Source organism: Ruegeria sp. B1 (assembly GCF_056535885.1).
The window spans coordinates 2,028,850-2,049,466 of the sequence record NZ_JBQFJA010000001.1 but is presented as its reverse complement, the minus strand read 5'-3'; the positions used below and the strand labels follow the sequence as shown (position 1 = coordinate 2,049,466).

General features: G+C 59.5%; 19 protein-coding genes. 6 read left to right on the top strand and 13 right to left on the bottom strand.

Annotated elements, in window-relative coordinates; genetic code table 11:
* Positions 1-98 precede the first annotated feature (98 nt).
* Positions 99-311 (top strand): DUF1127 domain-containing protein, encoded by a 213-nt coding sequence (locus ACR3ES_RS10070; RefSeq protein ID WP_170431962.1) that lies wholly within the window; start codon positions 99-101, stop codon positions 309-311.
* 103 nt (positions 312-414) lie between these two features.
* Here the strand turns inward: ACR3ES_RS10070 and ACR3ES_RS10065 are convergent, their stop codons facing one another.
* The 4 genes from ACR3ES_RS10065 to ACR3ES_RS10050 all read right to left on the bottom strand — a co-directional run bounded on the left by ACR3ES_RS10065 (position 415) and on the right by ACR3ES_RS10050 (position 5,311).
* Positions 415-759 (bottom strand): hypothetical protein, encoded by a 345-nt coding sequence (locus ACR3ES_RS10065; protein WP_170431960.1) that lies wholly within the window; start codon positions 757-759, stop codon positions 415-417.
* A 100-nt stretch (positions 760-859) separates the two neighbouring features.
* Positions 860-1,738, bottom strand: a complete 879-nt coding sequence (locus ACR3ES_RS10060) for a 50S ribosomal protein L11 methyltransferase (RefSeq protein WP_170431958.1) — start codon at positions 1,736-1,738, stop codon at positions 860-862.
* 66 nt (positions 1,739-1,804) lie between these two features.
* Complete coding sequence (locus ACR3ES_RS10055) at positions 1,805-3,037, bottom strand: MFS transporter (RefSeq protein WP_170431956.1); 1,233 nt, start codon at positions 3,035-3,037, stop codon at positions 1,805-1,807.
* 78 nt (positions 3,038-3,115) lie between these two features.
* Entirely contained in the window at positions 3,116-5,311 is a 2,196-nt protein-coding gene (locus ACR3ES_RS10050) for a primosomal protein N' (RefSeq protein WP_170431952.1), read from the bottom strand.
* 88 nt (positions 5,312-5,399) lie between these two features.
* Here ACR3ES_RS10050 and fsa point away from each other — a divergent pair, with 88 nt between their 5' ends.
* From fsa to ACR3ES_RS10030, 4 genes are all read left to right on the top strand, one after another.
* Entirely contained in the window at positions 5,400-6,053 is a 654-nt protein-coding gene (fsa, locus tag ACR3ES_RS10045; protein WP_170431949.1) for a fructose-6-phosphate aldolase, read from the top strand.
* 196 nt (positions 6,054-6,249) lie between these two features.
* Positions 6,250-6,957 (top strand): DUF484 family protein, encoded by a 708-nt coding sequence (locus tag ACR3ES_RS10040; protein WP_170431946.1) that lies wholly within the window; start codon positions 6,250-6,252, stop codon positions 6,955-6,957.
* Positions 6,954-7,874 (top strand): tyrosine recombinase XerC, encoded by a 921-nt coding sequence (locus ACR3ES_RS10035; RefSeq protein ID WP_170431943.1) that lies wholly within the window; start codon positions 6,954-6,956, stop codon positions 7,872-7,874. The genes ACR3ES_RS10040 and ACR3ES_RS10035 overlap by 4 nt, the downstream gene beginning before the upstream one ends.
* A gap of 89 nt (positions 7,875-7,963) precedes the next feature.
* Positions 7,964-8,659 (top strand): CDP-alcohol phosphatidyltransferase family protein, encoded by a 696-nt coding sequence (locus tag ACR3ES_RS10030; protein ID WP_170431940.1) that lies wholly within the window; start codon positions 7,964-7,966, stop codon positions 8,657-8,659.
* A gap of 21 nt (positions 8,660-8,680) precedes the next feature.
* Here the strand turns inward: ACR3ES_RS10030 and ACR3ES_RS10025 are convergent, their stop codons facing one another.
* The 9 genes from ACR3ES_RS10025 to ACR3ES_RS09985 form a co-directional block, all read right to left on the bottom strand.
* On the bottom strand, positions 8,681-9,148 hold the full coding sequence (locus tag ACR3ES_RS10025) for a hypothetical protein (protein WP_480425288.1): 468 nt from the start codon (positions 9,146-9,148) through the stop codon (positions 8,681-8,683).
* Positions 9,149-9,224: 76 nt separating this feature from the next.
* Positions 9,225-9,680, bottom strand: a complete 456-nt coding sequence (locus tag ACR3ES_RS10020; protein WP_170431934.1) for a methylated-DNA--[protein]-cysteine S-methyltransferase — start codon at positions 9,678-9,680, stop codon at positions 9,225-9,227.
* A gap of 152 nt (positions 9,681-9,832) precedes the next feature.
* Complete coding sequence (gene ileS, locus ACR3ES_RS10015) at positions 9,833-12,793, bottom strand: isoleucine--tRNA ligase (RefSeq protein WP_170431932.1); 2,961 nt, start codon at positions 12,791-12,793, stop codon at positions 9,833-9,835.
* 164 nt (positions 12,794-12,957) lie between these two features.
* Positions 12,958-15,675 carry a DUF2339 domain-containing protein gene (locus ACR3ES_RS10010; RefSeq protein WP_170431930.1) on the bottom strand — a complete coding sequence of 906 codons (2,718 nt, stop codon included), beginning with the start codon at positions 15,673-15,675 and terminating at the stop codon, positions 12,958-12,960.
* 102 nt (positions 15,676-15,777) lie between these two features.
* Positions 15,778-15,891 (bottom strand): DUF2269 family protein, encoded by a 114-nt coding sequence (locus ACR3ES_RS10005; RefSeq protein ID WP_480425569.1) that lies wholly within the window; start codon positions 15,889-15,891, stop codon positions 15,778-15,780.
* 225 nt (positions 15,892-16,116) lie between these two features.
* A complete protein-coding gene (locus tag ACR3ES_RS10000) occupies positions 16,117-16,827 on the bottom strand; it encodes a VIT1/CCC1 transporter family protein (RefSeq protein WP_480425285.1) in 711 nt (236 codons plus the stop codon).
* A 59-nt stretch (positions 16,828-16,886) separates the two neighbouring features.
* Positions 16,887-17,876, bottom strand: a complete 990-nt coding sequence (locus tag ACR3ES_RS09995) for a YcjF family protein (protein WP_170431926.1) — start codon at positions 17,874-17,876, stop codon at positions 16,887-16,889.
* Positions 17,869-18,324, bottom strand: a complete 456-nt coding sequence (locus ACR3ES_RS09990; RefSeq protein WP_170431924.1) for a GNAT family N-acetyltransferase — start codon at positions 18,322-18,324, stop codon at positions 17,869-17,871. The genes ACR3ES_RS09995 and ACR3ES_RS09990 overlap by 8 nt, the downstream gene beginning before the upstream one ends.
* A complete protein-coding gene (locus tag ACR3ES_RS09985) occupies positions 18,321-19,736 on the bottom strand; it encodes a YcjX family GTP-binding protein (RefSeq protein ID WP_170431921.1) in 1,416 nt (471 codons plus the stop codon). The genes ACR3ES_RS09990 and ACR3ES_RS09985 overlap by 4 nt, the downstream gene beginning before the upstream one ends.
* A 113-nt stretch (positions 19,737-19,849) precedes the next feature.
* Here ACR3ES_RS09985 and truA point away from each other — a divergent pair, with 113 nt between their 5' ends.
* Entirely contained in the window at positions 19,850-20,617 is a 768-nt protein-coding gene (gene truA / locus ACR3ES_RS09980) for a tRNA pseudouridine(38-40) synthase TruA (protein ID WP_170431919.1), read from the top strand.

Here is a 20,617-nt window from a genome sequence, read left to right as displayed (position 1 = left end):
CATATGCAGAAACTGAACTTGTTCTGTTCATTTGACGGCACTAGATGCCGGTCAGATCGCAAGATCGCAACGTGAACACAAACAGAAGGAAACAGGATATGGCTGCACTGGATACCATCCGCACCACCTCTGGCTCATTCGGCCTCGTTGGCCGTATCGGCGCAACACTCACATCGGCTGCAAACGCCGTGTTCGAATGGAACGACGCCCGCGTTACCCGCAACGCGCTGAAGGGTTTAACAGATCGTGAACTCGAAGACATCGGTCTGTGCCGTGGCGACATCGACGCCATCGCGGAAGGCCGGTTCTAAGGTCTGATCAACGACCACTCACACGCCCTGACTCCTCCCCAAGGGGCAAATAAAAACACCGCGCGCCCGAGAGGCATGCGGTGTTTTTCGTGTCAGGCTGAACTCAGTACAGGACTTCGTTCAGTTGAACCGAGAGAATCTGTGTCAGTGGATCGATTTGCATCACCCAAGCACCGGCCTGTTCAACCGAGGTGCCCTGATTCAGGCTATCAACCCGATATTGGTATCCGGACGGCCCAAGGCTGGACAGCAAAAATGCCTTGAAGGCGAAGAACGCGATCAGGCACAGCACCAAAACCTTGACCGGAACCGCCGAGCGGACCCGTTGTGGTTTCATAACAACCAAGCCATCCTTGCGCATGGTCGCACGATAGCCACGGCTCATCTTTTGATGTTTTTTGTTCAGGCGATGAACGCGCTGACCAAACTCCAATTGCTTTCCCGTCATGGCAGCCTCCTAAAACCGCCCCCCTCGACTTCATTAGAAAACGGTAAAAAGAGATTGCGACAAAACCGTGGCAAAAATCCACAAAACTCCCGCAAATGGCCTAATTTAAGTCCTGTTTGCTTAAGATCAGCGTCGTCCATTCACCAATCTGCGCCCTGTGGACCTCATTGAACCCATTCTGTGAATAAACTGCAGCCACATCTTCGGCCTGTTCATGGAGGATTCCAGACAGAATCGCATAGCCCCCTGTCCGCAGATTCGCGCCGATGTCGGGCGACAAAGCGATAAGAGGACCTTTGAGAATATTGGCAAAAATCAGATCGTAGGGTGCTCCGGACCGCAACTCAGGGTGATCAAAGCCTGCCGCCTCAACACACCTTACGGCACCTCTCATATTGTTGGCCTTCAGATTGGCCTCAGCCACATCAACGGCAACCTGATCGATATCGCTGGCAAGGATATCACCTTTCCAAACCCGAGCCGCTGCCATGGCCAGAACGGCGGTGCCGCAGCCAATATCGGCCACTTTGGTGGCTGTGAACCCCTCCTCCAACAGGCGATCCAATGCCTTGAGGCATCCCATCGTCGTCCCGTGATGGCCGGTTCCAAAGGCCATTGCCGCCTCAATCAGCAAAGGTACGCTGCCCGCCGGCACTTTGTCCGCGTCATGCGCCCCATAGACAAAGAAGCGCCCCGCTTCGACCGGAGCCAGTTCCCTGCGGACATGCGCAACCCAGTCGGTTTCCGGCAGTTCCGAGACCACGAATGGCTTGGCCTCGAACGCGGCGGCCAGCACCGCCAACGCGGTTTCATCCGGTGCTTCGGTGAAATAGCCGCCGACTTCCCACAGGCCAGACCCGTCCTCGACCTCGAACACGCCAACGCCGGTTGGCTCCGGGCTAAGACGCTCCATCGCGTTTCCCAGGCGTTCCGCTGCGGGTTTTCCGGTCAGTGTCGTCAGCGCTGTAAATGTGGGCATGGGGGTCTCCTGTCTGGATTGCCCGAGCGCCTAGGGGGATGGGCGGACAAGGTCAAGCGGCAACGCTCATTCCGCAGGTGCAGGTGCGTATTTCGACAGGATCGTTTCGTTACCCGGTTCCGGATGGCGAGGGATCAGCAGCGACAGGGCCAAAGACACCATTGCCATACCCGCGGCCAGTGCAAACACCGCACCGGGGGAAACCACCCAAAGCAGGCCCAGCAGAGCGGGCAGAAAGACAGCCGCTATATGATTGATCGTGAAGGCAACGGCCGCCGTCGGTGCGATGTCAGCCGGGTCTGCGATTTTCTGAAAATACGTCTTAAGCGCCAGCGCCAGGGCAAATAAAACATGGTCGATCACATATAGGATCGCGGCCAGAAGCACGCCCCAGCCAAACCAGTAGATGCCGCCATAGGCTGCAAACACGATGGCGAGCCCTGCGTATTCAAAGACCAACGTCCGGCGCTCGCCAAAAACGGCCACGGCCTTACCCAGCATCGGCGCCGCGGCCATGTTGATCACCAGATTGATCAGATAGAGGCTGGTCAGTTCGTGCACCGCGAACCCGAATTTCTCGACCATCATGAAACCGGCAAAGACCACGAAGATCTGACGCCGCGCGCCAGCCATGAACTGTAAGGCGTAGTACAACCAGTAGCGGCGGCGCAGCACCAATTTTTTGGTCTGCGGCGTCGGTGCGTCGAACTGCGGATAGGCGATCAGGCAGAACAAGGCCAGCAGCGCAGTGACCCCGCCAGCCGCCATGAAAACGGTATTGTATAACAGGTCAAACCTGTCCCAGGTCAGCACGATCAACCCATAAACAACCGCAGTTGCCGCAGACCCCATCGCAACCAGCCAACCCAGAACCTGCGGCGCGCGATCCTTTGGCAACCATTGCAATTGCAGAGATTGGTTTACCGTTTCGTAGTAGTGAAAGCCAATCGAGCTGAACAACGTCACGAACAGCAGACCACCAAGGCTGGGGAACCAGGCCGTGACCGCCGTGGCAACGCCCAGCAGCATAAGGGAGATCATCGCCAACACCTGCTCGCGAATGAACAGGATCACCGCGATCACGCCAACGGCCAGAAATCCCGGGATCTCGCGCACCGTATGCAGAAGGCCAATATCCGCGCCATCAAAATTCACCACCTCGATCACGAAATTGTTCAGCAGCGCATTCCACCCGTTGAACGCAATCGGCATGGTGAACGCCATCACAAACAGGAGCGTCATCGGACGACGCCAGAACGGAAGGCTCTGCGCCTCGGACAGGGGCACGGGTTTCAGCATGAGAGTCCTCTACGCCCATTGCGGCGGTTTGGCGAGGGAAAAGACCGGGCGCACACTGCCTCTGCACTGATGCAGAGATCAGTAAAAACTCTGCGGATCGATATCCACGGTCAGGCGAAGGTCGCCCTTCAACCGCAAGGGCGTAATCCAACGCGAGATTGCCTCCTGAATCGGGGCCGCCTTTGGGGCTTTGACGAGCAGGCGCACCCGATGCCGTCCGCGGATGAGCGCGATCGGGGCCGGGGCGGGTCCAAAAACCTGCGCCCCGATTTCGCGAAGCGGGACATTGTTGCGCGCCAGTGCGGTGCCGAGGTCAAAAACCGCACCAACCTCGGGGCCGGACAGAACGATTCCGGCCATACGCCCATAAGGCGGAACGCCCGCCGCCTGCCGCCCGGCCGCTTCGGTCCGCCAGAATCCTTCTTCGTCGCCCGACAGAATTGCCCGGATCACGGGATGCTCCGGCTGAAAGGTCTGCAACAAAGCCTGCCCCGGTTTGTCCGCCCGCCCCGCGCGCCCTGCCACCTGGCGCATCAATTGGAATGTCCGTTCGGCGGCGCGCAGATCGGCCCCGTGCAGGCTTAGGTCGGCGTCTATGACACCCACCAAAGTGAGCTTGGGAAAGTTGTGACCCTTGGCCACCAGCTGCGTGCCGATGATGATATCCGCATCCCCCTGGGCGATCTCTTCAATCTTGGCCTTTAACGCCCGCGCCGATCCAAACAAATCAGAGCTTAGCATTACGATTTTCGCGTCTGGAAAGGTCGCCTCAGCCTCTTCGGCCAAACGCTCGATCCCCGGCCCGACGGGCGCCAGCTTGCCCTCAACCCCGCACGAGGGGCAGGCATTAGACATCGGTTTGGTCGCTCCGCATTGGTGACACATCAGACGCTTGAGGAACCGATGCTCGACCATCCGCGCATCACATTGATCACACTCGATCTGATAGCCGCACGCCCGGCACAGCGTCACCGGCGCGTAACCGCGGCGATTGATGAACACCAAGGACTGCTCACCTTTTTCGATCCGTTGCCGCACCGCCTGCCGCAATGTGGGGGAAATCCAGGTCCCGGCCTGCATCTGCTCGGCGCGCATATCGATGGATTTCATGTCAGGCAGAACTGCCGCCCCGAACCGCGCCGTCAGATCAAGCCGGTCATATTTTCCAGCCTCTGCATTCGCCCAGCTTTCCAGAGAGGGCGTCGCGCTGGCCAGGATCACGCGGGCCCCGCAAATCGCTGCACGCAACACCGCCATATCCCGCGCGCTGTAGTGCACGCCATCTTCCTGTTTGTACGAGGTATCGTGCTCTTCATCGACAACGATCAAACCGAGATCGCGAAACGGCAGATACAGAGCTGACCGGGCACCCACCACCAGTTGCGCATCGCCTTGCCCCACCATGCGCCAGACACGGCGACGCTCGGTCATCGTCGCACCCGAGTGCCATTCGGCAGGTTTTGCGCCAAACCGCTCTTCGACCCTGGTCAGGAATTCAGCCGTCAAGGCGATTTCGGGCAACAGGACCAGCGCCTGACGTCCCGCGCGCAGCGCTTCTGCCACCGCCTCGAGATACACCTCGGTTTTGCCCGACCCGGTGACACCTTTCAGCAACGTCGTTCCATAGTCGCCAGAGCGTTGCCCGGCCTGTAGACGCGCCACCGCTACCGCCTGATCCTCCGTCAGGTCTTTGCTCGGCAAGTCCGGATCAAGATGCGGGTAGGGCAAATCGCGGGGGCTATCCTCTTCCCGCACAGCGCCTTGCTTGACCAGCCCTTTGACGACCGAAGACGTCACTCCGGCCTGCTCCGCCAGTTCCTTCAGTGTAAACGCCAACCCTCCGTAGTTGCGCAAGACCTCCAGCACCCGAGTTCTAGCGTCGGTCATCCGATCGGGTTCACCCTGACCCAACCGATAAATCTTGCGCATCGAAGGCGGATCGCCAAGCCCCGGCGCACGGGTCGCCAGGCGCAGCATCGACGGCATTGGCGTCAGCGTATAATCCGCCACCTTCCCCAGAAAATGGCGCATCTCTTCGCGCATGGGCGCGACGTCCAATACCCGGATCACCGACCGCGCCTTGGCCAGATCAAAACCTCCCTGCCCCGGCCCCCAGACCACGCCCAGCACCTTGCGCGGCCCCAGCGGAACCTCGACAAACGCGCCTAAAAAGCACCCACCTTCGGGCGCCCTGTAATCCAACGTCCGGTCCAGAGGCTGCGTGGTCAATACCGCAACCAGCTCTCCTTCGTCGAAATATCCGTTAGCGCTCACAGCATATCCTATGCAGGGGGTTCCAGCGTGGGTCTCTTTGAGGTAAAGCCATCCGCGACCAAGGCCAACCCATCAAAGGACTGCCCGCATGAAATTCTTCGTAGACACAGCCGAGATCGACGCCATCGCTGAACTGAACGATCTGGGTATGGTGGATGGCGTGACCACTAACCCGTCGCTGATCCTGAAATCCGGCCGCGACATTCTGGAAGTGACCAAGGAAATCTGCGATCTGGTGGATGGTCCTGTGTCGGCCGAAGTTGTCGCCACCGAGGCCGATGACATGATCGCCGAAGGGCGCAAACTGGCCAAGATCGCGCCCAACATTGCCGTCAAAGTCCCGCTGACATGGGCCGGGCTGAAAGCCTGCAAGACACTGACCGACGCAGGCCAGATGGTCAACGTGACACTGTGTTTCTCGGCCAATCAAGCGCTTTTGGCCGCCAAAGCAGGCGCGTCTTTCATTTCGCCGTTCATCGGACGCCTGGATGACATCAACATGGATGGCATGGATCTGATCGCCGACATCCGGCAGATCTATGACAATTACGGGTTTGAAACAGAAATTTTGGCGGCTTCGATCCGCACGGTGAACCATGTGACCGAAAGTGCGCGCATCGGCGCGGATGTCATCACCGCCCCGCCCGCGGTGATCAAAAAGCTGGCCGATCATCCGCTGACGGACAAGGGTCTGGACGCGTTCTTGGCGGACTGGGCCAAAACGGGCCAGAAAATCCTCTAATCTTTTACCCAACCGCACGGCGCCGACCGGCGCCGTGCCCGGCCCAACGGCCAAGACCTGATCTGTGATCAGGGAATTGCAGGCGGGAGCCCCGGTCACACACCGGATACAAAATCCACCCATACGTGCATTTTTCCCAAGGCGATTCCGGCGACCCGTGTTATAAGCCGCACAACAAAAAAAGACCGGACAGGACATGAGCAGCAACCCGAAACTACAGGACAACCTCCGTGCCGCGATTCTGGCGGAGCCGGACGCCATTCTGGATGACAAAGACCTCATGCAGGCCCTTGTCGCCGCAAATGAACAGGCGCGTGGGGACAACGTCATCGATCTGCGCGGCATTGCGATGCAACGGCTTGAGGCGCGGCTGGACCGGCTGGAAGACACCCACCGCTCCGTCATCGCCGCGGCGTACGAAAATCTGGCGGGCACCAATCAGGTCCACAGGGCCATTCTGCGCCTTCTGGAACCGGTTGAGTTCGAAGATTTCCTGCGCGCGCTCGGCAGTGACGTGACCGATATTTTGCGGGTGGATCGGATCACTTTGGTTTTGGAAACCACTGTGGTTCAGAACGACCCGGCAATCGACAGGCTTGGTGGCGTGCTGACTGTGACGGAACCCGGTTTTGTCGATCAGTACCTGACCTTTGATCGCAGCGGTCCAGCGCGCGAGGTCACCCTGCGCGAGGTTCATCATCCGAACCACCGGCTGTTTGGAGCGCATGCAGATCAGCTGCGCTCCGAGGCTTGCCTTAAGCTGGACCTAGGCCCGGGGCGTTTGCCTGGCATGATTGTCATGGGCGCGTCGGACCCGCGGCACTTCACGCCGCAACTGGGCACGGACCTTCTTGCCTTTTTTGCTGGCGTGTTCGAACGCTCGATGCGTCACTGGCTGTCGTGAGCCTGATCTCCCCGGCCTGCCGCGATGCGCTGCAGCACTGGCTGGACAATCTGAGGGCGCTGGCCGGGCGATCCGAAAACACACAATCGGCCTATCGCGGCGATGTGACAGAGTTTTTGTCTTTCATGACCCTGCACCACAGTGAGCGACAGGGGTTGGCTGCGCTCGAACGCATCTCGATCTCGGATATGCGCGCCTGGATGGCGGATCAGCGCGCCTCGGGCGTCGGTGCACGGTCGCTGGCGCGAAAGCTGTCGGCCGTCAAAAGCTTCTACCGCTGGCTGGCCGAGCGCGAAGGGTTTGAGCCCACCGCTGTTTTAGCCACACGCGCACCCAAATTCACCCAAAAGCTGCCGCGCCCGCTGGCCGAAGACGCGGCGCGTGCGATGATCGAGACGGTCGAAATGCAATCGACGTCTGATTGGATCGCCGCCCGCGATGTCGCTGTGGTGACGCTCCTGTATGGCTGTGGGCTTCGGATTTCCGAGACCTTGTCCTTAACCGGTGCTGATGCACCTTTGCCGCCAACGCTGCGTATTCTGGGCAAAGGGGACAAGGAACGGATCGTGCCGGTTATTCCGGCGGCCCGCGACGCGGTTGATCGCTACCTGCGCTTGTGCCCGCACCCACAGACGTCGGATACCGCCTTATTCCGAGGTGTCCGGGGTGGCCGCCTGAACCCGCGAGCCATTCAGGGCGTCATGGCAAAGGCCCGGATGCAACTCGGACTGCCGGCGACCGCAACGCCGCACGCGATGCGCCACAGCTTTGCGACACATCTCCTTTCTGCAGGAGGGGACTTGCGCGCCATTCAGGAACTGCTCGGTCATGCATCGCTGTCCACAACGCAAGCCTATACGGCCGTGGACACGGCGCGGTTGATGGAGGTCTACAATCGCGCCCATCCCAAGGCGTGAGGCCCTTATAGACAACATAGCCAGCCCGATAGCCATGCGGTTCGGCTTTTTGCTTTGCATCTGGTTTGCGCTTCGTACATGACACGTGAATGACACTGAGATTCAAAGCCCTCGCCGTTCATTTGTTCACTGCAACCGGCGCCGTTTTTGCAATGTTGGCAATGCTGGCTGCTGTCGAAGAAGAATGGAGCCTGATGTATCTCTGGCTTGTCGTCTCCTTCATCGTGGACGGAATCGACGGCCCATTGGCCCGGCATTATCATGTCAAAAAGAACGCGCCAGAGTTCGATGGTGTTCTTTTGGATCTTATCATCGACTACCTGACATACGTGTTCATCCCGGCCTACGCATTGTTCAAATCCGGTTTGATGAACGGGTGGACCGGCTGGTTTGCGATCATCATCATTACCTTCGCCAGCGCGATGTATTTCGCAGACACCCGCATGAAAACAAAGGACAATTCCTTTTCTGGGTTTCCGGGATGCTGGAACATGGTGGTCATCGTGATCTTTGCGTTAGAGCCGAATTTCTGGTTCAGCCTCGTTCTTGTGACGCTGCTGGCAATCGCCATGTTCCTACCGCTTAAATTCGTTCACCCGATCCGTACGGAACGGTGGCGCAGCCTAACTTTGCCGATGGCGTTTGCCTGGACGTTTTTTGCTGGTTGGGCGGCTTGGGTCGATTTTCACCCCGAAAGCTGGGCGCATTGGGGCCTGGTGATCACGAGCCTGTACCTCGTGTCTGCCGGCATCGCGCAACAACTGATCCCGCAGCGAGGCCGCTAGGATCAATGCGCAAGCGGCCGGTTACAAGACTTCCTGCACCTCGAATTCGGTTCCGTTATGGGTGAAGACGTCACCTTCCTGCAGGCCGGCCATGGCCAGGTAGATCGGGCTTTGCGTTGAGATTCCCATATAGGTCTTGCCGTCCACATCGAACCGTGTGGTCGACACGCAAACGACAAAACGGCGGTTGTTGAATTTGATGACAGCGCCCGGCTTGACCGTGTCGGTCAATCCAAAATCGGTGTTTTCGATCACATCTATCTTGGCGTGATGTGCGTGGACCGGCGCGTCAAAAGCTGCCGCCAGATCAGCGTTTTCGCGCGAGGCGGCGATGTCGTCTTTGTCATGGCCTTCCCGGTCATCCAGTTGCGCATCTTTCAGAAACGCATCGTAATGCGCCTGCGCAGTCGCCAGTTCCTGCGCCTCAAGAGACATCAGGCGGTCAATGATTGTCTTTTTGCGGGTTGCACGGTCAGTTGCGGCTGTCATTCAGCGGGGTCCTTCAAATTCAGTATCTGGTATAAGTTGGTCCCGGGATGGACGGATTGCAACCGATTTCGACCGATCAGATCAGCAGGCTGGCAGCCCCTTCGTGTCGGAGCAGAGCCACTTTGGTTTCAATGCCGCCATCGCCCGAAAAGCCGCCCAGCCCATTGGCGGCCAGCACGCGATGGCAGGGAATGATGACGGGAATGGGATTTGCGCCGCAAGCCTGTCCAACCGGCTGCGCGGGTTGGTTCAGGTCTTTGGCAATCTCTCCATATGTCCGGGTTTCTCCGAACGGGATTGCGAACATCAGATCGCAGACCTGACGCTGGAATTCAGAGCCCGCGATGCGATACGGCAGGTCGAACCGTTCCAACCGCCCGTCATCATAGGCTTTCAGTTGAGCCGATGCTTCCGCAAGCAACGGCGTGGCGGGACCATTGTTCTGGCCATTCCATACGAGGCGCGTAATGGCGCCGTTGGTTTCCTCGACGCCTAACCGTCCGAACTGCGTATCGACTGCGATCATGGACATGATCACACGGTTTCAGATCAGGTCACACTGCGCAAGCCGAGAATGGGGCAGACTTGCATCCGACAGTTTCCGCGCGGAACGGGGCGACCTCAACCAAATAATGCTGTTAAGCCCATGGTACGCCCCTCGCCAAGGAAGGGGCGCAGCCATCTTTATCCCAGTGCGTCATTGCACCGGCCGCACACACCCGGATGTGCGTGCAAACCAACATCGGGCAGGATTTTCCAGCACCGTTGGCACTTGGCACCTTCGGCCTTTTCAAAAACCACGCCCACACCTTCGATTTCAGGCACACGGAAAGCCTCAGCCGGGGTTGGATCGCCGGTGATCGAGAGACCCGATGTGATGCACATGTCGTCCACATCGAAAGTTGCCAGCAGATCACGGGTATCCGCATCCTCGACATGTACAATGGGCGCTGCCTCGAGACTGGAACCGATGACCTTGTCTTGCCGTTGAACCTCGAGCGCCGCCGTGACTGCACGGCGCACGCGCCGCACCTTGGCCATGTTTGTTTCCAGCTCTGTGTCGCGCCATTCTGCAGGCGTATCCAGGAAGTCGACCAGGTGCACCGAGCTGTCATCCGCCGGGAAACGTTCAAGCCAGACCTCTTCCATGGTAAAGACCAGAACGGGTGCCAGCCATGTTGTCAGACGGTGGAAGAGGATATCCAGTACCGTCCGGGCGGCGCGGCGGCGCACACTGTTACCATCACAATAGAGCGCGTCCTTACGCACATCGAAGTAAAAGGACGAGAGATCCACAGTGGCGAAATTGAAGACCGCACTGAACACACCCTGGAAATCAAAGGCCGCATACCCCTGACGCACCTCTTCATCCAGATCGGCCAGACGGCTGAGGACCCAACGTTCCAGTCGCGGCATTTCTGCCGGATCGATCCGGTCCGCTTCGGTGAAATCCGCCAGTGATCCCAGCAAAAAGCGCATCGTGTTGCGCAAGCGCCGATAGCTGTCAGCGGTGCCTTTCAGGATTTCCGGCCCGATACGCTGGTCGGCGGTGTAGTCGGTCTGAGCCACCCAAAGACGCAGGATATCGGCGCCATACTGCTTGATGACCTCTTCCGGAACGATCGTATTGCCGAGCGATTTGGACATCTTGTTGCCCTTTTCGTCCAGCGTAAAGCCATGCGTCACGACATTTCGGTAAGGCGCACGGCCCAGAGTGCCGCAAGCCTGCAACATTGACGAATGGAACCACCCGCGATGCTGGTCGGTGCCTTCCATATAGACATCGGCAATGCCGTCCTCGGTGCCGTCCTCACGATCCCGCAGAACGAAGGCATGGGTCGAGCCGGAATCGAACCAGACATCCAGAACGTCAAAGACCTGATCCCAGTCGTCCGGATTGTAGTCGTTGCCCAGAAATCGCTCTTTGGCCCCTTCAACGTACCAGCAATCGGCCCCGTCTTGTTCAAACGCCTCTCTGACCCGTGCATTTACCGCCGAATCCCGCAGCAGGAAGTCCGGATCAGTTGGCAGTGCAGCCTTCTTGGTAAAGCAAGTTAACGGCACACCCCAGGCGCGCTGGCGCGACAGAACCCAGTCCGGGCGCGCCTCAATCATGGAATACAGACGGTTACGACCGGTCTGCGGCGTCCACTTCACCAGCTCATCGATAGACCGCAGGGCGCGTTCACGGATGGTGTCGCCCATCTCCCCCATGCCGTCATCCAGCTTGCGGTCCACTGAGGCAAACCATTGCGGCGTGTTGCGGTAGATGATCGGCGCTTTCGAGCGCCAGGAATGCGGATAGCTGTGCTTGATCTTGCCCCGCGCCAGCAGCCCGCCGACCTCGGCCAACTTGTCGATGACCGCCTTGTTGGCATCACCTTCGCCGCCCTTGCGGGACAGGATGTAGGTGCCTCCAAAGAACGGCAGATCGGCGCGGAACGAGCCATCGTCCATCACGTTATAGGTGATGACTTGTTCCAGCATGCCCAGATCGCGATAGAGTTCGAATTCCTCCATACCGTGCGACGGCGCACAGTGGACGAAGCCGGTACCTTCGGTATCGGTCACGAACTCAGCGGCGCGGAAGTCGCGGATGTCGTCCCATTCGCCATTGCCGCCCTCAGCCCCAGCCAGCGGGTGCTTAAGACTGAGCGTTGCAAGCTCATCAGCGGTAACGTCGCGGACACGGGCCCACTGATCGTCATTCAGACGCGCGCGGCCCAGCACATCGGCTGCAAGATTGTCGGCCAACAGGAATTTGTCACCAACCGCGGCCCAGCACTCATCAGGCGCACCTGTGACTTCATAGAGGCCGTACGAGATATCCGATCCATAAACCACGGCTTTGTTAGACGGCATGGTCCACGGGGTCGTCGTCCAGATTACAACGTAAGATCCTTCAAGATCGCTGAGTGGTTGCACCTGCCCCACCTCGCCGGTGACCGGAGGCGTTGTTTCATTGATCAAGACCTTGAATTTCACCCAGATGGTGAAGCTTTCCTTATCGTGATACTCGACCTCCGCCTCGGCCAGCGCGGTTTTCTCTATGGGCGACCACATCACCGGCTTGGAGCCTTGATAGAGCGTCCCGTTCATCAGGAACTTCATGAACTCGTCGGCGATCACCGCCTCGGCGCGATAGTCCATCGTGATGTAAGGGTCGGCCCAGTTGCCGGTGATCCCCAGCCGCTTGAACTCTTCACGCTGGATATCGATCCAGCCATCCGCGAACTTCCGACATTCCTGACGGAAGTCGACGACGCTCACCTCGTCTTTGTTCTTGCCTTTCTTGCGGTATTGCTCCTCGATCTTCCATTCGATCGGAAGACCGTGGCAGTCCCAGCCGGGCACATAGCGCGAGTCGAACCCCATCATCTGATGGGACCGCACGATCATATCCTTGATGGTCTTGTTCAGCGCATGGCCGATATGCAGGTGGCCGTTTGCGTACGGAGGGCCATCATGCAGCGTGAAGGGCGCACGCCCCTCTTTCTCGCGCAGGCGGTCATAGACGCCGATCTCTTCCCAGCGCTCCAACCATGCAGGCTCGCGCTTGGGCAGACCAGCGCGCATGGGGAAATCGGTCTTGGGAAGGTTCAGCGTGTCTTTGTAGTCAGGTGTTTGGGTCGTGTCGGCGCACATTTGGGGCGTCCTCAGGGTGGTATTGTCACATGTGGATCGAAGCGGTCAGTGCGATAACTCAAGCACCTTTGCCCGGCGTCTCGCGATATCAGAGCGCCGGGGATATAATTCGAATAATGATGGCCAGACGGTCAAACATGGCCGCGCTTATAGGACGCCTGCGCCTAATGGTCCAGAGGGTCCGCACCTCGTGGCGCATGGCGCAGTTTGGCCCAGCGATTGAGCCATGCCAGACCGGCCAGCGACAATCCCAATGCCAGCAGTGAAAACACTCGGATCAGACCGCCCAGACCAGCTATGTCGATCAGAAACACCTTGGCAACCGCCAGTCCGATCACACCCAATCCCGCTTTGCGCATGACATCGGAATGGCGCGCGAGCGACTGGTAAAACAACACCGCTCCGATCACCAAAAGCGTCATTGTGTAGGTATAAAGCTCTGGCTGCGTGACGCCATTGGCCTCGTACATACCACTGGCGCCCTGCCAGATATGGCGGATCGCCATCCCCAACCAGAACGCCGAAAGCGCGCCCGCCAATCCAAAACTGGCTTGCCGAAGCCACACAGGCATCGCAGGAATGCGCCACGCCGAAAGGCCGATTGCAACGGCTGGCAACAGATAAGCGACTGCAAGCGTGTTTAGCACGGGCGGACCCAGGACAGGCTCGGCAAAGGGGTTTAGCAGCGGGTTCGCATCGCTCAGAGCCTGTCCAAGGCGCATCAAGCCATGCCCTGCAAAGAACACGGCGAGAAGATACCGCACATAATTCAGTTTGCCGCCCAGTTCGAACCTCTGAATTTGCGCGTAGGCCAGCAACAGCCAGATTACCGACAGCAGACTCAGGCCCCAATGGCTGTTGTCGGCCCCGCCTTCACCAAAACCCTCGAGCCAGCGCAACAGCAGCAGGGATAACAGGATGCCTCCGGTGGCCCAGGCCGCACTTTCCAGAAGCAAAATCGCCACCGGCCGCGCCAGTGGCCGGATAAGACGCCATGCGGCGAGGAACCCAACGGTTGCTGTCGCATAAACCAGCGTCATCTCGGCTACCGGTGCCGAATTGGCCCAATCGAGGCCCGGATTCAGAACCAGACGCACCGTGACCGTGAACACACCCGCCCAGATAAACCAGCTCATCGGCGGCAATGTGAATTTCCGGTCCAATGCGGCCGCGACAACAATTGTCGCGACCAGCGCAATCGTCAGCGCGGCCGAACTCAGAACGATGACGCAGGCAAAACTGAGGCAGGACAGCGCGGACAGCGTCGCCAATGCCGGACGCATCCGGTTGTTACCGTCAACCCGCGCAAACCTTTCCGCCATGACCACCATTAGGACGCCAAGTGAGATCGCGTGCAGCGCCCATGGGTATGCTCCAATCACACCTGCCGGGTGCCAGCCGACCTCCAATGCGATTGCCATGACGGGCGCAAACAAAACCGCCACACCGGCCGAGGCTGCCGGGTATTGATCTGCGCCAAACGACCGCCACGCGGCAACGATCGACAAAAGCGCTGACAGAGTCACGAGGGTGGTGATTACCAGCGGATAGTCGGCCTCATTCGTCTCGGCATAGGTCGCGGTAAAGGTCCGCAGTACCGCGCCGCTGTCCAGCCCGTGCATCAGCACGAACCAGATCAGGCCCAAAGCAGGCAGCACCGTCAGATCCTGCAATGCGCGGGCTTCTTTGGCCCAAAGCATCAACGCCAGCGTCAGACCGGCCAGCAAGCAAACGCCCAGCCAGAACTCTCCCGCCGAGTCGGCCCAATGCAGCGACAGGATCACCGTGCTTGCCGTGACCGCGCCAGCAGCCAGGCGGGTTGGAAATTCAGGCCACGCGACACCCTTGGACCGCCAGAGCTTTTCGGCAACCATGGGACCAGGGTGATCCGGCCAAACGCGTCGGACCGGGATGGCAATGGCGATCAGAGCCAGCGCCGTAACACATGTCAGATACCCGGGCTCGGTGAGTGGTGAGGACAACACAAGCAACAGACTCGCCGTGTATGCCCCAAACAGGGTCAAAACCGAAACCCAGGCCCAGCGCCGCACGGTGTCGATCCCCAACCCCAAAACGGTCAAAACAAAGAAATAGCCATACAGCCAGGTTGGATCCTCGGACTCGCCTCCGACCAAAAAGGGTGCGGCGAAAGCTCCGATCAAGCCGACAGCGGCAAGCAAAGGCCCGTGGAACCACCCCAGCACAAGCCCAACCATCGCAACCACGACCAGACCCGCCAAGGCTGTTTCAGCCCCGATCAGATCGTAAAGCTGGCGGGCGGACAGAATCCCTCCGAACAACGTGACAAGCCCGGCGCCCGAGAACACCGATGGCAGATAGGCCGTGGTCGAGGTTTCATCATCTCCGAACCGGCGCCTTACAATCTCGCCTGCGGCAATCAGCATACACCCAAACGCCAACGCAGCCGTAACGCGCGCGGCAGGAGGCAGAAGCCCGTTCTCAACCCCGTATTGCACCAAAAAGATGCCTGCCAATGCCAAGGAAACGGCAGAAACCGCGTAAAACCAGTTCTCTCGCAGCCAGGCTCCCAATTCGGCAAACCGGTCTTCGCGAAACACAACAGCTGCGTCAGATTCCACGGTGTCGTCCAATGCAGTGTCTGGCTCCGTATCTTTGGGGTCGGGTTTCGCGGCGGATAACTGCGTCGGACGAGGTTCTTCCTTTTGCACGCGAGCGGCAGGGGCTTTTTCGGCCTGTACCAGCTTCGGTTCCTCTTCTCCTGCGTTTTGGGTGAATTTACCAAGCTGGGTTTCCAATTGCTCAACACGTCGCCGCAGGCGCGTGTGCCCCACTAACAGCACAATCAGTATCACGGGGATGGCGAGAACGATAAGGCCAAAGAGAACAAGTAAAGATTCCAAAAGTGGCCTCCGTTTGGTGCGTGTCCTGAAGGCTAACGCGAGGTAGCCAAGGACAACAGTCTGGAATCCCGTAAGGTTTCAGCAACCTGTGCGCCGTATCCGTCAGAACACAGATAGCGGCGGGCGCGCGAGCATCAGCCAGAGGATTGTCAGCACCGCCAGAAAGGCCGGCACGCCGCAGGCAAACCAAAACCGGAACAGACGGTGATAGGCCACCAGAGTGCATGATATCCATTGTTGTTCCTCGTCCGGCAGAAATTGCCGAAATCGGGACAATTGCCGCGCTATCCGGTACCAATACAACCGTAAGCACCGCGACCGAGAAAACGTTTGGCTCGCAGGTCTCAATCTCGCATGATGATTTGCTTCCGTTTTGGACCATACTAGCGAATTATATTTGGCCCACTGGGTGTTGCTGACCGGTTGCGACAACAGTGCGCTTCAGAGATGGAACAAAGACCCGACAAAATACGCGATCAAGGCTGCAAGACCGCCGATGAGCAGGGTTTCAATCCCGGATCGCCACCATGGCGCCAGCGACCATCTGCTTTTCGCCGCGCCGATGGTGAAGAAGACACCCATCGTCATCCATGCCGAAATGGAGAAGGCACGCTCCAACGACAACAAAAATGGCACCAGTGGGATTAATCCTGCAACCAAGAACGCAAAAAAGGTTGCCGTTGCCGCTTTGATCGGGTGCGGATCGACACTGCCCAACCCGTATTCGCCTTCGATCATCAGGTTGATCCAGTTCTCCCGGTCGGCTGTGATCGCCGTGGTCGCCTCGTCTAAAACCTGTCCCGACAGGCCTTTTTGGGCAAAGATTTCGCGCACTTCGCCGCGCTCCCCGGCCGGGTAGAGTTTGATGTGGCGTTCTTCGATCGCTCGGATGCGGCGGATGTTGTCCAATTCGGCCTTGGTGCCGGAGTAATTGCCCGCCGCCATGGAAAACCCGTCGGCCAACACGTTCGCCAACCCTAACACAATGATAACAAAGGGGGACAGGCCTGCCCCGGCCACACCCGCCACGATGGCAAAAGTCGTCACCGATCCGTCGATGCCGCCATAGACCACATCCCGCAGCACCCCGCGTCCGGGCGGGGCGTTGATGCGGGCGGCAATCTCTTGCTGGCTGTGACCGTGATCGGTCATGGCTGGGCCTCCGTTGCGACAAATGTGCCGGAGGGACGGCGCACAGGCTTTGCGCTAGATCAACCTTTTGAAAACAGTCCCTGCAGAGCGCGTTTGATCATTCCGCGCGTCGAAGGTTTATGTCTATCCGAAAACGGCAAGGGACGGCAGACCTCCATCGCCGCCACGCCCACACGCGCACTCAATGCACCGTTCACCAACCCCTCGCCAAACCGTCGGGAAAGCTTGCTGAGGACCGACCCGCCCAGTACCGGCTCAAGTAGATCATCGCCCACTGCGACGGCGCCTGTGGCAACCAGATGCACAAAAACAGCGCGTGTCAGGCGCCAACTGCCAAGAAATCCTGCGCGCCCTCCGTAGATTTCGGCAACCCGGCGGATCATCCGCAGGGACGCGGCCAGCGCCGTTGCAACATCCGCCAGCGCCAGCGGAACCAAAGCCGTCACCGTGGCGACTTGCCGGGCTGCCGCTTCGACCTCGCGGCTCGCTGCGGCGTCCAGCGGGGCGAGCAGTTCGTCTTCTGCCAATGTCAAAAGACCAGACGCATCGAATTGATCTGCCATACGTTCGACCAGCCGATCTCGGCCCCAGCGGGTTTCGTCACGCCCCTTATAGAACGCGATCAGCCGCGCCGTGACAGCGCGAGCCCGCGCGAGATCGTCCTCCACCAAAGCGGCATCGGCGGCCCGCCGCATCCCGTCTAACCGAGACAGACGCCCGATAGCCGCCAGTTCTCGCAACGCGATGATCAGCGTGACAAGAACAAAAGCCCCAATCAACCCGGTGACAATCCACCCCAAAATCGGTGCGCGCTCGATCAATGAGAGCGCAAAGTCCCAGGCCGCAACCGAGACCGCCGCACCGATCAGCGCCAGGGCCAATCCCCAGAACCACCGGGACAGAGGCGAAGGTCTGCGCGCGGCCAGCCTCGCAGCCCCTTGCATCGCCTGTCCCTGCGGCTGGGATACATCCGGGACCGGAGGCGCTTGCGCGACATCCGCAGCCGCTTCATCCGTGTCCAGATCGATCAGAACAGGGCCTTTAGCCATCATTCACACCCTCGCTGCGCCACATGTACTCTATGTCCGGAAGGTTTTCGTCGTTTTCGGCCCCATCGCTGCGCGCCACTTCGGAAAAACCATTTCGCTCATAGAACCGGCGCGCGTCCGTGTTGGCTTGGAACGTGAACAGAGACAAGTGCGACCGCGTTGATTTCGCATCCTCCAACAACTGGCGCCCGATCCCGTGTCCGCGCGCCGCGGCCACCAGATAGAGCGAATGGATAGTCGAGCCATCAAGCGCCAGAAAACCGGCTACACCCTGATCCGTTTCCGCGACGGTAACCCAGTTCCGGTCAATCATGCGTCCGCAAAAGGCAATGGTTTCAGCGCAAGAATACAGGTTGGGCATCCAGTCGTGTTCGCGAGCAAAGGCATGCAGAATCTGCCCAGTCGCGCCGGCATCGGTGCTGCGGGCGGGGCGCAGGATAGCCGTCACAACCGATCTCCAACCAGAAACTGTGCGGCGCGATCAAGCCGGATATGCGGTGGACCGTCGCCTGGGCGCAAGGTCAGATGCGCTGGCGCAAAGGACATGAACCCATACTCCTCACTCAACCACTCGGCAGCGCCGTCTCGGGCCGGGCCCAATAAATGCGCCGGGTCGTCCGGCAACTCACCGGGATAGAACGCGGCCTGTTTGCCACTGTCCAGCAACATGCCCCGCACACATGGCAGGTCTGATCCGTTGTGGCTGCGCATCTCTTCGGTCGTGGCCCGCAGCGATGCCAGGGCCAGCGCCGCCGTTTCAGCGCCTGCGAAACTCGCGCGGTCCCGAGCGTCGCGCGTCAGGGCCTCCATGATCGCGGTCAGGCGGGGATGTTGCACATGGTGGAGGTGATCGGCCTTGGTGGCGGCAAACAGAATGCGTTCGACCCGCTTGCCCAGTAAAAGCTGACTGAGCCATGCGTTGCGCCCAGGGCGAAAGGCCGACAGGATGTCTGCCATGGCCCGCCGCATATCCTCGACCGCCTGCGGTCCCTTGTGGATCGCGCCCAGCGCATCGAGCAACACAACCTGACGATCGATCCGGGCAAAGTGATCACGAAAGAACGGCTTTACGACCTGCGACTTGTATGCTTCATAGCGCCGCTCCATCTCGCGGTGCAGCGTGCGGCGGCGCGACGCGCCTGACACTGGCAGCGGCGCAAAGGTCAGAACCGGCGACCCGGCAAGATCGCCGGGCAACAGAAAACGTCCCGGGGTGCAATCATAGAATCCAGCTTCACGGGCCCTGTTGAGGTAGGTTGTAAACGCCCGCGCCAGCCCCTGGGATGCTGTCTCATCATGTGATCCGGCAGGATCCATTGCTTTGACCTGTGACAGGAACTCTGCCGCCTCGGGACGGGTGTTTATGCGGGCCAGCGTGTCCTGCGACCACGCCTCGTAGGATTTGTCCAGCAGCGCTAGATCCAGGAGCCATTCACCGGGGTAGTCGACGATATCCAGATGGATCTTGCGCGGCCCCTGCAACCCGGCAAGCAATCCGGCCGGACGCGCTTTGAACGACAGGCGCAGTTCAGAAACCGCCCGGGTGCTGTCGGGCCAGTGCGGTTCTGGTCCAGTCAGGTCCGACAGATGGGATTCATAAGCAAAACGTGGAACGGTATCATCTGGCTGCGGCTGAAGGTAGGCAGCCGTGATCCGCCCCTCCTGCTCTGCAACAAGTCCGGTCATACGCCCGCGGTCCAGCAGGTTTGCCACCAGTGACGTGATGAACACGGTCTTGCCGGATCGCGCGAGACCTGTGACACCCAATCGGATCACCGGCTCGAACAAGGTCTCGGATACGCGGTCCCCGACGGCTTCGACACCGCGCACCAGATTGTCTGCCAATGATGAGATGACCAAGCCGTCGCCTCGCTTTTTTTGTTTGCCCCAAGATAGGTAGAGGTTGCGAGACTTGCCAGAGCTTTTGCCAGACCCACCCTTGCCCGGGTCCGCGCGGCACGATACAGCGCGATATGCCCAGATATGCGCTGAAAGTCGAATACCAGGGGGAACCGTTTGCAGGGTGGCAGCGGCAAAAGGATTTGCCGTCCGTTCAGGGCGCGATTGAAATCGCCTTGTCGCAGATCCAACCGGGCGACCACACGATAGCGGCTGCCGGTCGCACAGATGCGGGGGTTCATGCGCTTGGTCAGGTGGCGCATTGCGATCTACACAAGGAATGGGACCCTTTCCGCTTGTCAGAGGCGTTGAACTATCACCTCAAACCCCAGCCAGTGGCGATTGTCGCGGCAGCGCAGGTTGACGACGGCTGGCATGCCAGGTTTTCGGCAACGGAACGGCAGTATCTGTTTCGCATTCTGATGCGCCGAGCGCCCGCGACCCATGATCGAGGTCAGGTTTGGCGGATCAACCACAGGCTGGATGTCGACGCGATGCAGACGGCAGCGGATATGTTGATCGGGCGGCATGACTTCACGACCTTCCGCTCCTCCATCTGTCAGGCGGCCAGTCCGGTCAAAACTCTGGATGAGTTGCGGGTGGAGAATGCGCAAGGGTTCTCGGGGCCGGAGGTTCATTTCCATGTGCGCGCCCGGTCGTTTTTGCACAATCAGGTGCGCAGTTTCGTCGGCACATTGGAACGGGTCGGCGCAGGCGCGTGGTCGCCAGAAGATGTACGGCACGCGCTGGAAGCGACTGACAGGGCTGCGTGCGGACCGGTCTGTCCACCCCAAGGGCTCTATTTGGCGCGGGTGGGATACCCCGAGCCGGTGTTCAACTGA